This is a genomic window from Pseudomonas sp. GD03903, from assembly GCF_029840045.1.
Taxonomy (GTDB): Bacteria; Pseudomonadota; Gammaproteobacteria; order Pseudomonadales; family Pseudomonadaceae; genus Pseudomonas; species Pseudomonas pseudonitroreducens.
Window position 1 is genome coordinate 152,319 of sequence record NZ_JAOCBT010000009.1, and the last position, 13,339, is coordinate 165,657.

At 68.4% G+C, this 13,339-nt stretch carries 14 protein-coding genes; 2 read left to right on the forward strand and 12 right to left on the reverse strand.

The annotated features are described in order from the left end of the window. Window positions 1–239 precede the first annotated feature (239 nt). The 10 genes from N5C91_RS16475 to N5C91_RS16520 form a co-directional block, all read right to left on the reverse strand. A complete protein-coding gene (locus tag N5C91_RS16475; protein ID WP_279830563.1) occupies window positions 240–1,115 on the reverse strand; it encodes an SDR family oxidoreductase in 876 nt (291 codons plus the stop codon). Window positions 1,116–1,280: 165 nt separating this feature from the next. Then, entirely contained in the window at window positions 1,281–2,429 is a 1,149-nt protein-coding gene (locus N5C91_RS16480; protein ID WP_279830565.1) for an acetyl-CoA C-acetyltransferase, read from the reverse strand. 10 nt (window positions 2,430–2,439) lie between these two features. After that, window positions 2,440–3,501, reverse strand: coding sequence for an acyl-CoA/acyl-ACP dehydrogenase (locus N5C91_RS16485; RefSeq protein WP_279830566.1), 1,062 nt, complete (start codon window positions 3,499–3,501; stop codon window positions 2,440–2,442). A gap of 11 nt (window positions 3,502–3,512) precedes the next feature. Then, a complete protein-coding gene (locus N5C91_RS16490; RefSeq protein ID WP_279830567.1) occupies window positions 3,513–4,679 on the reverse strand; it encodes an acyl-CoA dehydrogenase in 1,167 nt (388 codons plus the stop codon). A gap of 16 nt (window positions 4,680–4,695) precedes the next feature. After that, window positions 4,696–5,448: an enoyl-CoA hydratase family protein gene (locus tag N5C91_RS16495; RefSeq protein WP_279830569.1), complete on the reverse strand. Its 753-nt coding sequence runs from the start codon at window positions 5,446–5,448 to the stop codon at window positions 4,696–4,698. Further along, window positions 5,429–6,529 (reverse strand): nitronate monooxygenase, encoded by a 1,101-nt coding sequence (locus N5C91_RS16500; protein ID WP_279830570.1) that lies wholly within the window; start codon window positions 6,527–6,529, stop codon window positions 5,429–5,431. The genes N5C91_RS16495 and N5C91_RS16500 overlap by 20 nt, the downstream gene beginning before the upstream one ends. Further along, entirely contained in the window at window positions 6,526–7,383 is an 858-nt protein-coding gene (locus N5C91_RS16505) for an enoyl-CoA hydratase (RefSeq protein ID WP_236175095.1), read from the reverse strand. Before N5C91_RS16505 ends, N5C91_RS16500 begins: the two co-directional genes overlap by 4 nt. Next, window positions 7,380–8,195 (reverse strand): ketoacid CoA transferase, encoded by an 816-nt coding sequence (locus N5C91_RS16510; RefSeq protein WP_279830572.1) that lies wholly within the window; start codon window positions 8,193–8,195, stop codon window positions 7,380–7,382. The genes N5C91_RS16505 and N5C91_RS16510 overlap by 4 nt, the downstream gene beginning before the upstream one ends. Window positions 8,196–8,197: 2 nt before the next feature. Next, on the reverse strand, window positions 8,198–9,079 hold the full coding sequence (locus N5C91_RS16515; RefSeq protein ID WP_279830575.1) for a CoA-transferase: 882 nt from the start codon (window positions 9,077–9,079) through the stop codon (window positions 8,198–8,200). A 10-nt stretch (window positions 9,080–9,089) separates the two neighbouring features. Beyond that, on the reverse strand, window positions 9,090–9,986 hold the full coding sequence (locus N5C91_RS16520) for a VOC family protein (protein ID WP_236201946.1): 897 nt from the start codon (window positions 9,984–9,986) through the stop codon (window positions 9,090–9,092). 261 nt (window positions 9,987–10,247) lie between these two features. On the opposite strand from N5C91_RS16520, the gene N5C91_RS16525 reads away from it, so the two are divergent. Beyond that, window positions 10,248–10,499: a type II toxin-antitoxin system Phd/YefM family antitoxin gene (locus N5C91_RS16525; RefSeq protein ID WP_279830577.1), complete on the forward strand. Its 252-nt coding sequence runs from the start codon at window positions 10,248–10,250 to the stop codon at window positions 10,497–10,499. 9 nt (window positions 10,500–10,508) lie between these two features. Beyond that, on the forward strand, window positions 10,509–10,874 hold the full coding sequence (locus tag N5C91_RS16530; RefSeq protein ID WP_205335200.1) for a type II toxin-antitoxin system RelE/ParE family toxin: 366 nt from the start codon (window positions 10,509–10,511) through the stop codon (window positions 10,872–10,874). 47 nt (window positions 10,875–10,921) lie between these two features. On the opposite strand, the gene N5C91_RS16535 is transcribed toward N5C91_RS16530, so the two are convergent. Both N5C91_RS16535 and N5C91_RS16540 read right to left on the reverse strand, forming a co-directional pair. Next, window positions 10,922–12,496: a FadD3 family acyl-CoA ligase gene (locus N5C91_RS16535; protein ID WP_279830579.1), complete on the reverse strand. Its 1,575-nt coding sequence runs from the start codon at window positions 12,494–12,496 to the stop codon at window positions 10,922–10,924. 71 nt (window positions 12,497–12,567) lie between these two features. Next, window positions 12,568–13,314: an SDR family oxidoreductase gene (locus N5C91_RS16540; RefSeq protein ID WP_236175089.1), complete on the reverse strand. Its 747-nt coding sequence runs from the start codon at window positions 13,312–13,314 to the stop codon at window positions 12,568–12,570. Between the last annotated feature and the right edge of the window lie 25 nt (window positions 13,315–13,339).

Genomic DNA, 13,339 nt, shown 5'->3' on the forward strand with positions numbered 1-13,339 from the left:
TTGGTTCGCGAGCAAGCTCGCTCCTACGAAGAGCAAGAGCAGATCCCTACAACGCGGGAGGCCTCGCAGCGGCAGGTGGTTCGCGAGCAAGCTCGCTCCTACGAAGAGCAAGAGCAGGTCCCTACAACGCGGGAGGCCTCGCAGCGGCTGGTGGTTCGCGAGCAAGCTCGCTCCTGCAGATTCAGCAGCGGAGCATCGGTGGAGCAACGCGAAGACTGTCCCGCAAAGCGGGGATGCGGTCAGGTGCCATACACCTTCTGCGCCGGCACGGCCTGGTCGATCAGTTCGTTGACCACCCCGCCGATTTCCTGCGGCAACCAGCGCTCGCCCTTGTCGCGTTGCGGGCCGCGGCGCCAACCGTCGCCGAGGGAAAGCTTGCCGCCTTCCACCTCGAACAGGCGGCCGCTGACGTGCTGGGAGTCCTCAGACACCAGCCAGGCCACCAGCGGCGCGACGTTCTCCGGGGCGAAGTGGTCGAAGCCATCGTCGGGCTTCTTCATCACCTCGGCGAACACCTGCTCGGTCATGCCGGTGCGTGCGGCCGGGGCCAGGGCGTTGGCGGTAATGCCGTAGCGCGCCAGCTCGGCGGCCTGCACCAGCGTGAGGGAAGCGATGCCGCCCTTGGCCGCCGAGTAGTTGGACTGGCCGATGGAGCCCTGCAACCCGGCGCCGGAGCTGGTGTTGATGATCCGTGCGCGCACCGTCGCGCCGGCCTTGGCCTGGTCGCGCCAGTGGTGCACGGCGTGGCTGGCGATGCAGAAGTGGCCCTTGAGGTGCACGTTCATCACCGCGTCCCAGTCGGCCTCGGTGAGGCTGGCGAACATGCGGTCGCGGCAGATGCCGGCATTGTTGACCACCGCATGCAGGTCGCCGAAAGCGGCGATGGCGGCGCGAACGATCTCGCCGGCCTCGTGGTAGTCGGTGATGTCGTGGCAGTCGCCGATGGCCTGGCCGCCCTGGTCACGGATCAGCGCGACGACGCCGGCCACGGCTTCGCGGTTGATGTCGTTGACCAGCACTTTCGCGCCCTCGGCCGCCAGGGCCAGGGCGTAGGCGCGGCCAAGGCCGCCGCCGGCGCCGGTGATGATGACGACGCGGTCTTTGCAGATGGACATAGGGTTCTCCAGGGGGTTGCGCTAATACGCGCAGAACAGATCTTCAAGGCGTAGCGAGCGACGACCAGGCAAGGCGGAATGCCGGTCGGAAAGCGGTGTTGGCTACAGCCAATGAGCATTCACGACCCGCATTGCAACGCCGCATGACCTGGCGCAGCAGCCCCATCACAGTCTCTCGATGATGGTCACGTTGGCCTGCCCGCCGCCTTCGCACATGGTCTGCAGGCCGTAGCGGCCGCCAGTGCGCTCCAGCTCATGCAGCAGCGTGGTCATCAGCCGCGCGCCGGTGGCGCCCAGCGGGTGACCGAGGGCGATGGCGCCGCCGTTGACGTTGGTGTGCTCGTGGGGATAGCCGGTTTCCTGCAGCCAGGCCATGACCACCGAGGCGAAGGCCTCGTTGATCTCCACCCGGTCGATATCGTCCAGGCGCATGCCGGCCTTTTTCAGTGCGTAGGCGGTGGCGGGTATCGGCGCGGTGAGCATCCACACGGGGTCGTCCGCGCGCACGCTGAGGTGGTGAATGCGCGCACGCGGCGTCAGGTTGTAGCGCTTGAGCGCTCGCTCGGAGACGATCAGCAGTGCGCTGGCGGCGTCGCAGGTCTGGCTGGAAACGCCGGCCGTGACGCGGTCGCAACCGAACAGGGTTTCCAGCTCGGCCATCTTCGCCAGGCTGGTCTGCCGCGGCGTTTCGTCGTGCTGCAGGCCGGCCATGGGAACGATCTCACGGGCAAAGCGCCCCGCCTCGATGGCGCGCAGGGCGCGGCGATGGGACTCCAGCGAATAGGCTTCCAGCGCCTCGCGGCTGATGTCCCACTTCTCCGCAATCATCTGCGCGGAACGGAACTGGCTCGGCGGCGTGGCGCCATAGCGCCTGACCCAGCCTTCCGAGCCGCTGAAGGGATCGCTGAAGCCCAGCGGCTCGGCGGCAGTCATCGCCGAGGAAATCGGAATCTGCGTCATGGTCTGCACGCCGCCGGCGATCACCACGTCCTGGGTGCCGCTCATCACTGCCTGCGCGGCGAAGTGCACGGCCTGCTGCGAGGAGCCGCACTGGCGGTCCACAGTGGTGCCGGGCACGCCCTGGTCCAGGCCGGCGGCCAGCCAGCAGGTGCGGGCGATGTCGCCGGCCAGCGGGCCGATGGTATCGACGCAACCGAAGATGACGTCGTCGTAGTCCGCGTCGGGGATGCCGTTGCGCTGCACCAGCTCGCGCAGCACGTGGGCGCCCAGGTCGGCGGCATGGATCTGCGCCAGGCCGCCCTTGCGCTTGCCGGTGGGCGTGCGCAGGGCGTCGACTATGTAGGCTTCTGCCATGGGTATGTCCTCAACGGGCAAAGGTGTGGCCGGCGCCGGCGCTGATCGCCCCGCCGAACAGTGCCTGGCACAGCCGCGCCTTGTGCAGGCTGCGGTCGCCCCAGACCTTGTCCAGGGCCCAGGCGCGCTTCATGTAGAGCTGCAGGTCGACTTCCCAGGTGTAACCCATGGCGCCGTGCACCTGGATGGCGTTCTTCGCCGCCAGTTGCGCGGCTTCCGAGCACGCCAGGCGCGCCTGGGAAACGTGCAGCGCCACCTGCGGGTGGCCCTCGGCGAGGGACTGCGCAGCGCGGTACAGCGGCGCCTTGGCGAACTCGATGAGTACCGCCACATCGGCCATCAGGTGCTTGACCGCCTGGAAGCTGCCGATGGGTTTGCCGAACTGCTTGCGCTCGAAGCTGTAGTCCACCGCCAGGTCGACCATGCGCCGGGCCAGACCCAGTTGCTGCGCGGCGCACGCCAGCGCGCCGCGCTCGAAGGCCGCCGCCCACAAGCTGCGGGCCTGTTCGCCACTGGCCACGCGAGTGGCGGCGCTGGGCGTCCAGGCGACGCTGAACAGCCGGCGCGCCGGGTCGAGCGCCTGGCTGCGGGACAGCTGCACGGCCTCGCGCGGGACGGCGTGGATATCGTCCTGGCTACCAAGGATCAGCAGGTCGGCGACATGGGCGTCGGCTACCAGCAAGTTGTCCGGATGGCCGACCGCAAGCCGCGCCTGGCCGGCGGCGATGCGCCCCAGCCAGTCGGCCTTCAGCGCCTCGTGCTCGTCACCGAGCGCGGCCAGCAAAGGCGCGCCCACCAGCACGCTGTCGAGCAGTGGTTCGGCCAGCGCGGCATAGCCGCATTCCTGCGCCGGCAGCACCCAGTCGGTTTCGTCCAGGCCCAGGCCGCCATAGGCTTCGGGCAGGTTCAGGGCGGTCAGGCCCAGCTCCGCGAGCTGCGCCCAGAGTTCATCGCTGCGCCCGGTCGGGCTGGCCCAGAGTTCGCGCTGGCGTTCCGGCGTCACCTGGTTGGTGAGGAAGGCGCGCACGCTGTCGTGGAAGCTCAACTGGTCGTCGTTGAAAGTGAAGTCCATGTCCCGGCTCCTCAGGCGCGCGGCATGCCGAGCATGCGTTCGGCGATGATGTTGCGCTGGATTTCGTTGGTGCCGGCGTAGATCGGGCCGGCCAGGGAGAACAGGAAACCGTCCAGCCAGCGCCCGACCTCACCGGCCAGCGGCTCGCCGGGCAGCAGTTCGGCGCGGGCGCCGAGGATGCTCAGGGCGGTGTCGTGCATGCGCTGGTCCAGCTCCGACCAGAAGATCTTGTTGGTCGAGGATTCCGGGCCGATACGGCCGCCCTGCTGCAGGCGCGAGGCGGTCATGTAGGTGCTCAGGGTGTAGGCCTCGGCGTCGAGCCAGGCACGCATCACCGCCTCGCCGATGGCCGAGTCGCGGTCGGCCGCCTCGCGGTTGTCCAGGTACAGCTGCAGCAGGCGCCGCGCGGTTTCCTGGAAGCGCGCCGGGGAGCGCAGCATCAGCCCGCGCTCGAAGCCGGCGGTGGACATCGCCACGTGCCAGCCCTGCCCTTCGCCACCGAGTACGTTCTCCACCGGCACCTTGACGTCGTCGAAGAAGATTTCCGCAAAGCCCGGCAGGCCGTCGAGCTGGGCGATCGGGCGCACGGTGATGCCCGGCGAGTCCAGCGGCACCAGGATGAAGGTCAGCCCATGGTGGCGGCTGGAGGCCGGGTCGGTGCGGAACATGCCGAACAGCCAGTCGGCCCAGACCGCGCGGGTCGACCAGGTCTTCTGGCCATTGATCACGTAGTGCTCGCCCACGCGCTCGGCCCGCGAGCGGATCGCCGCCATGTCGGAACCCGCGCCCGGTTCGGACCAGCCCTGGGCCCAGACGTCCTGCCCGCGCGCCATGCGTGGCAGGAAGCGGGCCTTCTGCTCCTCGCTGCCGAATTCCATCAGCGTCGGGCCGAGCAGGAAGATGCCGTTCTGGTTGACCCGGCCGGGCGCGCCGGCGCGGTAGTACTCTTCCTCGAAGATCAGCCACTGGATCAGGTCGCAACCGCGGCCGCCGTACTCCTGCGGCCAGGTCACCATGCCCCAATGGCCGTCGTGCAGGCGCGCTTCCCACTCGCGGTGCAGGCGGAAGCCCTCCTCGGTGTCGTACGAAGGCAAGGGCTTCTGCGGCACGTTGGCCGCCAGCCAGGCGCGCGCTTCCTCGCGGAAGGCCTGTTGTTCGTTGTTGTAGTTCAGGTCCATGGGCTGCTGCCTGTGATCAGTTGAATTGCGCTTCGCGCTTCTCGACGAAGGAGTCGCGCGCTTCCTGGGAGTCCAGCGAGCGGTAGGCCTCGAGGGTGAAGCCCTGCTCCCAGCGGTACTTGTCTTCGAGGTTGCCGTCCTCGATGCCGGTCAGCGCCTCCTTGGCCAGGGCGATCATCGCCGGGCTCTTGGCGGCGATCCTGCGGGCCACGTCCAGAGCCGCGTCGCGCAGCTGCTCGCGCGGCACCACGCGCTCCACCGCGCCCAGGCGATAAGCCTCGAAGGCATCGATGGGCTCGCCGGTGAAGTACATGTGGCGCACCTTCTGCACCGGGAACAGACGCTGCAGGTGCGCGCCGCCGCCCATGGCGCCGCGGTCCACCTCGGGCACGCCAAAAGTCGCGCACTCGCTGGCGACCACGATGTCCGCCGCGCCGCACAGGCCGATACCGCCGCCCAGGACGAAGCCATGCACGGCGGCGATCACCGGCTTGGGATTGCGGTGCACGGCCTTGAAGCTGTCGTAGTTGCCCTTGTTCACCGCGACGATCAGGTTGCCGTCGGCGGCCAGTTCCTTGATGTCGACGCCGGCGCAGAAGCCCCGGCCCTCGGCGCGGATGACGATGACCCGCACCGTGTCGTCGCGGCCCAGGCGCTCCAGCTCGGCGGCGATGGCGGCCCAGCCGGCGCAGTCGAAGGCGTTCACCGGCGGCCGGTCGAACACCAGCTCGGCGATGTGCTCGTGGATCTCAACGCGAAACGGCGACATGGCGGTTCTCCTGTGACGGCTGCGGTTCTACCCGGCGGGCCAGCTCGGCGAGGCGGACTTCGGCCTGGGTGACGATGTTCTGGATGATCTCGGCGCACGGCAGGCGGCAACCGAGCAACGCGGCGACCTGCCCGGCCGGCAGCACGCCATCTTCGGGCTGGCCGTCGACCATGGCCTTCTGGATCACCATGGGCGCGTTGGCCGCCAGCAGCGCCTGGGAAAGCGTCAGCTCGCCACGCTTGCGCAGGGCCTGGAGCATCTGCGCCAGGCTGATGCCGGAGTGGCGGCGGTAGGCCAGCGCGCACTGCACGGCCAGGCCCAGGCGGCGCCAGGGGCCGGCGGCTTCCAGGGCGTCGAGCAGTTCGTTGCGGATCATCCGTTGTGGCAGGCCGTCCAGCGCGCGACTGACGATCACCTGCGCCGGGTCCTTCACGCCCAGGTAGCGCGCCAGGGTGGCGTCCGGCACCGGGCTTTCGCGGCTCATCAGGAAGCGCGTGCCCATGGCCACGCCCTCGGCGCCCAGGGCCAGCGCAGCCACCAGGCCGGCGCCGTCGTGGAAGCCGCCTGCCGCGACGACCGGTACCTGCACCGCTTCGCGCACCTGCGCCAGCAGCAGCGAGGTCGGCACGGCGCCGGTGTGGCCGCCGCCCTCGCCGCCCTGCACGGTGACGATGTCGGCGCCCATCTCCACGGCCTTCTGCGCGTGCTTCAGCGCACCGACGGTGGGCATGCAGATCACCCCGGCTTCCTTCAGGCGGGCGATCATCTGCTTGCCCGGCGAGCGGCTGTAGCTCACCGCTTTCACCCCGTGGCGCAGCACCAGCTCGACGATCTCGCCGGCGTTGGGCTGATACATATGGAAGTTCACGCCGAACGGCGCCGCCGTCAGCGAGCGGGTCTCCAGGATCGCCGCTTCCATCCGCTGCGGCTCGATGGTCGCCCCGGCGAGGAAGCCGAAGCCGCCGGCATTGCCGGTGGCCGCCACCAGGCGCGGGTCGGCCACCCAGCCCATGGCGGTCTGGATGATCGGGTAGCGGCAACCGAGCAGCTGGCTGACGCGGGTGCCCAGGTCCGCACTCATCGGCCGCCCTCCACCGGTTCGCGCTGCGAGCTGGCCATGGCGCGGGCGTCGTAGCCGCCCAGGCGGTCGCCGCTGACCAGCTCGTTGTGGGCGTGGGCGAAGTGGTGCAGGCCGAACACCATGTCCATGGTGGCGCGCTTGCCCATCAGGTCCTCGGCGTTGTTCACCGCCTGCTTGGCCAGCTGCAGCCCGAGGCGCGGCATCTCGGCGACGCGCCGGGCCATGTCCAGGGTCACGTCCAGCAGCACGTCGCGCGGCACCACCTTGTTGACCATGCCCAACTGCCAGGCGCGCTCGGCGCCCAGGCGCTCGCCGAGGAAGAGGAATTCCTTGGCGATGCGCGGATTGAGCTCATGCACGTGGGCGAAGTACTCGACGCCGGGAATGCCCATGCGCACCACCGGGTCGCGGAAGTAGGCATCGTCGCTGGCGACGATCAGGTCGCAGACCCACGCCAGCATCAGCCCGCCGGCGATGCAGGCGCCCTGCACCATGGCCACGGTCGGCTTGGGCATCTCGCGCCAGCGCCGGCACATGCCCAGGTAGACCTCCTGCTCGCGGGCATAGAGGAACTCGCCACCGGGCTTGTTCACGTGGTCGTACCACAGGCTGGCGCGCTCGAAGCTCTGATTGACGTCGCGCCCCGGCGTGCCGATGTCGTGGCCGGCGGAGAAGTGCTTGCCCGCGCCGCGCAGAACGATGACCTTGACCGCATCGTCGTCGCAGGCCCGGCGAAAGGCCGCGTCCAGCGCGTAGGTCATCTTCGAGTTCTGCGCGTTATGGAACTCGGGGCGGTTCATGCTGACCAGGGCCACCGGGCCCTGGACTTCGTAGAGGACCACCTCTTCGCTCATGACCGCACCCCTTCGGCGCTGCGCACGGCCTGCGGGTTGTCCTTGAGCTGGCGGCTGCGCAGGTTGTGCGGGTCCAGGCGCTGGAGGATTTGCAGCTGCGCCGCCGTGGGCAGCGCAGTGGTCGGGATCTGCGCCGGCAGCGCCAGGTCGAAGCTGGTGTTGTCCAGCACCTGCGCCAGCTCCACGCCCGGATGCAGCGAGCGCACGCGCATCTGTCGCTGCGGGCCGGCGAAGTCGAGCACGCAGAGGTCGGTGACGATCAGGCGGATGTCGATGTCATCCAGCGACCAGCCACGCGCCAGGCGCGCCGGGTTGTAGCCGACCGAGGCGACCATGTCGACCTCGCCTTCGACGAACACCCGGCGGCTGTGCGCCGGCACGAAGAAGGAGTTGGCGTGGCTGATGGAATTGCCGGGGAAGCCGCGCACGCCGAGCATCTGTGCCTTGGGCCTGGCGTAGTCGCCGATGCAGGAGATGTTCGCCTGGCCGAAGCGGTCGATCTGCGTCGGCCCGACCAGCGCATGGCGGCGGCCGCCCCAGACGTTGTCGAAGATGCGCGAGAAGCCCATCCAGCTGTCGAACTTCGGCACGTAGCCGCTGCGCGCGCCCAGCGGCACCGGCTCGGCGACCATGAAGGCCTCGGAATCGGTCATCAGCAGGTCCGGGTTGCTGCTCAGCATGGCCAGGGAAGCGGCCAGGCGCGGGACCACGCCGATGCCGGTGGCGAGCACTTCGCCGTCGTCGCGCCAGCACTCGCTGGCGGCACAGATCAGCAGCTCGGCGAGGCTGCAGGAAGCGGTAGCGTCAGTCATGGTCAGAACACCGGTAGGGGCAGCTTGCGGAGTGCGTCGAGCCCGCCGACCTTGTCCAGGTAGGCGGCTTCGCCGTCGCGGATGAATTCGTCGTAGTAGCGCTGCCAGCCGCCCTCTTCCTGGGCCGAGGCGTTGTAGCGCTGGAAGTGCGCCACGTCGAAGCCGTACAGCGGTGCGCAGGAACTGGGGTGCGCGCCGCCGGGGACGTGCACCACGCCATCGGTGAGGTTGCGTTCCCAGAACACCTGGCGCGGCGCCTGCGGGTTGGCGTGGAAGTGCGCGGACTCCACCAGCTCGTCGCAACTGACGAAGGTCTGCCTGGCGGCACGCACGAACAGGTCGTCCATGTAGTGGTCCGGCCCTTCGATCTGGCAGACGCCGCGGGCATCGGCGCGGTCGACGTGGACCAGCGCCGCGTCCAGCTCCAGCGCCAGCATGGCGACCCAGTCGCGGCCGTCGGCGTAGGGCGAGGCAACCAGCCTGATCTGCGGGTTGTGCTTGAGCACGTCGGTGCCCAGGCCCACGGCGGTGGGCAGGAACGGCACCTTCATCGCCGCTGCGCGCAGGCCCAGCAGCAGCATGCCTTCGTCGATTTCCATCACCTCCAGCTCGCCGGCCTGGCGGGCCTTGCGGAAGTAGGGTTCGAGCGGAATGAAATCCAGCGAGACGAAGGCGAATACCAGCTTCCTGACCTTGCCGGCGGCGCAGAGCATGCCGACGTCAGCGCCGCCGTAGGCGACGACGGTGAGGTCCTTGAGCCCGGAACGGAGGATTTCGCGGATCAGCGCCATGGGCTTGCGGCGCGGGCCCCAGCCGCCGATGCCGATGGTCATGCCGTCGCGCAGCCGGGCGACCGCCTCGGCGGCCGTCATGCATTTGTCCATGTTGCGCTCCTTACTGGCGGCCGACGCTGAAGTCGTGGCCCCAATGGCTGACCACGGTGCTTTCGAACGGCGTGTGCGCCGCCCAGTCCACTTCCAGCCCGCCATGCCCGTACTCGATGTCGAAGCCGCCGGGGCTCTGCATGTAGAACGACACCATCTGGTCGTTGGTGTGCTTGCCCAGGGTCGCCGAGAGCTTCACGCCGCTGGCGTGCATGCGATCCAGCGCACGGCCGACGTCGTCGAGGGCGGCGGTTTCCAGCATCAGGTGCACGCAGCCGCTGGGGATCGGGCATTCGAAGATCGCCAGGGAGTGGTGGCGGGCGTTGTTGCAGTGGAGGAAGTGGATGCGCTTCTCCGGCTCCTGCGGGTCGGGGGTGAAGCGCACCTTCATCAGGTCGGAGAGGCCGAAGCCCAGCACCTGCTCGTAGAAGTCCCGGCAGCGCTCGAAGGCCGGCGCCGGCAGCACCACGTGGCCCATGCCCATGGCGCCGGTGACGAAGCCGCTGACGCCCGCCGGCGAGACGAACGGGCGGAAGTCCTGGCACGGCCCCCAGAACAGCTCATGGCGATTGCCGTCCGGATCGCGGAACAGCGCCAGCTCCTGGACCTTGCGCAGCGCGCAGTCGGCAGCGCTGCCACGGGCGACCTCGACATCCGCCTGGGCCAGCTCGGCGATGGCCTGCTCGAAGGCGGCCTTGCCGGCCACTTCCCAGCCGCTGGCGCCGTAGCCGTCGCGCTCGTCACGCAGCACCAGCAGGCGGTAATGGCGCTCGTCCATCTTCAGGTACAGCGCGCCCTCGGGAGCGGCGGTGTCCACCATCATGCCCAGCACGTCGCTGGCATAGCTGCGCCAGCGCTCCAGGTCGCTGGCCAGGACGGTCACGTAGCCCAGTCCGCGGATATCCATGGTGTTCTCCTCATCGTCATCGCCGATGCGTCGTGCGGATCGGCTGGTGATGAGGATTCAAACAGCGCCGGCGGTAACCAACATCGTCCAATGGGACTAGCGCAAAAGGGCCGCGGGGAGCAGGTTTGAATGGAGCTCGGCGGGGTGTGCCACCTACTGGCGAATACGGTCAATGGTCAGCCGGAATTGACCATGAATCCATATACAGTCTAAATTTGGACCACTACGTTTCAGAATGCGCACGCAATCGAGGTACGCTCCATGCGAATCGAGACCATCAGTTTCCTGAAGAAACACGCCGCGGATCTGGACCTGTCGGAGCCCATGGTCATCACCCAGAATGGCCTGCCCAAGTTGGTGGTCGAGTCCTACGAGGAGTCCGTCAGACGGGAGAAGGCGCTCGCGCTGGTCAAGCTGCTCGCCATCAGTTCGCGGCAGCACGCCGAGGGGAAATCCAACACCGTGGACGACCTGCGCAGCCGGCTGGCCAAGAGGCGCTCCAGCGAGCCGTAAGGGAATCCCATGAGTCAGCGCCGACCTGTCCTCACCACGCCGATCGCCGACAGCCTGATCATGGACCGGGAAGATTTCCTGGCTGCGAGGGCTGGGAAAGAAAAGGCCGCGCAGCACATCGATGCACTCCTGGATGAGCTGGTGCAAGCGCTATCGAACGCACCGCTGGGCTATCCGATCTCCCGCGAAGTCGCCGAGCACACCGGCCTGACAGAGTTCCGCGAGTACGTTACGCAGGACGGCTATCGAGTGTTCTATCAGGTGTTGAACGACGCCGTGGTAGTCCACCTGGTGATCCATGAGCGGCAGGACGCGCGCAAGGTGCTGGTCGACTACTGCACCTACCTCGCACACGATCCGTTCCTGAACAACTAGCGTCCGTCTGATTCCAGGAAAGCCGCGTCCAAGTGGGGCTTGTGCATTCAGGAGCTCGCCGCCAGCTCCCGCAACGCCGCCTTGGTCACCTTGCCGGCGGCATTGAGCGGCAGTGCATCGAGCAGCATGGCCCGGCGCGGCGCCTTGTAGTTGGCCATGCGCTCGCGGCACCAGGCGAGGAAGGCGTCCAGGTCGATCGCCTGGCCCGAAGCCGGCAACAGGAACGCCATGGCCACCTCCCCCAGGCGCTCGTCGGGGATGCCGATCACTGCGGCCTGGGCCACGCCGGGGTAGCCGAGGATGGTCTGCTCGACTTCCGCCGGATACACGTTGAAGCCGCCGTTGATGAACATGTCCTTGAGCCGGTCGGTGATGCGCAGGTAGCCGCGCTCATCGAGCACGCCGACGTCGCCGGTGTGCAGCCAGCCGTCGCGGTCGATGGCCTCGGCGGTCGCTTCGGGATTGTTGAAGTAGCCGCGCATCAGGTTGTAGCCACGCACCACCACTTCCCCCGGCTCGCCCGGCGCCACGCTGCGCCCGTGGGGATCGATACAGCGCACCTCGACGTTGGGGAAGGCCCGGCCACTGGTGGTGGCGATGGTCTCGGCGGCGTCGCCGGGGCGGCAGATGGTGACGAAGCCGCAGGTCTCGGTGAGGCCGTAGGCGGTGACGATGGTCTCGAAGCCCAGCTCGCTGCGCATGCGCCGGACCATCTCCACCGGCACCGAAGCAGCCCCGGTGACCGCCACGCGCAAGGAAGACAGGTCGAACTCGCTGCGGCGCGGATGGGCCAGCAGTGATTGGTAGAGCGTCGGCGGGCCAGGCAGTACAGTCACCCGTTCGGCGGCCACGCGCTGCAGCAGCAGCGGCACATCGAACAGCGCTTGCGGCAGGATGCAGCACCCGCGCATCAGTGCCGCCAGCCAGCCAGCCTTGTAGCCGAAACTGTGGAAGAACGGATTGACGATCAGGTAGCGGTCGCCTTCACGCAGGCCGACCATTTCACTCCAGTCGCGCACCAGCTGCAGGTTCTGCCCGTGGGCGGTCATCACGCCCTTGGGCTTGCCGGTGGTGCCGGAGGTGAACAGCAGGTCGCACAGGTCGTCGGCGTGAATCGCTGCCTGGCGCTGTTCCAGGGCGCTGTCGTCGATGTCATCGGCCAATGCGAGGAAGCTTGGCCAATCCAGCGCGCGCTCCCGGGAACCACGCAGGATCACGCGCTGGCGCAACGCCGGTAGCTCTTCGTCGTCCAGCAACGCCGGGAAGTCGATGCCGAGGAACTCGCTCATCACGAACAACAGGCTGGCGCCGCTTTCGCGCAGCACCAGGGCCGCCTCGGCGCCCTTCATCCGGGTATTCAGCGGCACCAGCACGGCGCCGACGCTTTGCAGCGCCGTCGCCGCGACTATCCATTCCCAGACATTCGGCGCCCACAGCGCGACGCGTTCGCCATGGCCGACGCCCAGCGCCAGCAGCGCCCGCGCGGCGCGCCGACGTGCATCGTCGAGCTGGCGGTAGCTCAGGCGGACGTCGCCATCCTCGATGGCCGGCAGGCCAGCATAGGTGGACGCCGTGGCGGCAAGCAGTTGCGGAATGGTCAGGGCGGACGGCGGGCAGTTCATGGCGGGCAGCTCAAGGCGAACGGAAATCGAAAGTGGGCCGGCATCGCGCCGGCCCGCTGACAAGGCCGGTATCAGGCCTGGGGCGGCGCGAAGCGGCGGCCGGCGGAGAAACCACCGTCGACGGCAATCATCTGCCCGCTGACAAAGGACGCGTCGTCGGAAGCCAGGAACAGCGCCACCTTGGCTACCTCCTCCGGCTGCCCGGCGCGGCACAGCATGTGCTGCGAGGCGAAGAAGGCGTGGAAGGCTTCCTGCTCGCGGACCATCTGCGTCATCGGGGTTTCGATCAGCCCCGGGCAGAGGCCATTGACCCGCACGTTGGCGTGGCCGTAGTCAATGGCCATGGAGCGCGTCAGCTGGTTGATGCCGCCCTTGGCGACGTTATAGGCCGTGTTGCCGTCGCAGCCCTGCAGGCCGAAGATCGAGCCGATGTTGATGATCGAACCGCTGCGCTGCTCGACCATCTGCGCTACCGCGTGCTTGCTGGTGTACATGGTGCCGGTGAGGTTGATGTCCAGCACACGCTGCCACTCACTGGTGGGCGACGCGGTGACGCTACCCTGGCTGGCGACGCCCGCGGCGTTGACCAGTACGTCGAGGCGGCCGTGGCGCGAGACGACTTCACCCATCACCTGCTGCACGTTGTTCTCGTCGCGCACGTCCAGGGCCATGAACAGGCCGGGGAAGTCCGCCGGCGCCTGGCCCACGTCCAGGCCGACGACCTGGGCGCCCTCTTCGGCGAAACAACGGGCGCAGGCCAGCCCGATACCCGATGCCGCACCCGTGACCACGGCGATCTTGCCTTGCAGTCGATTCATTCGCACACCTCTGCTTGTTGTTGTC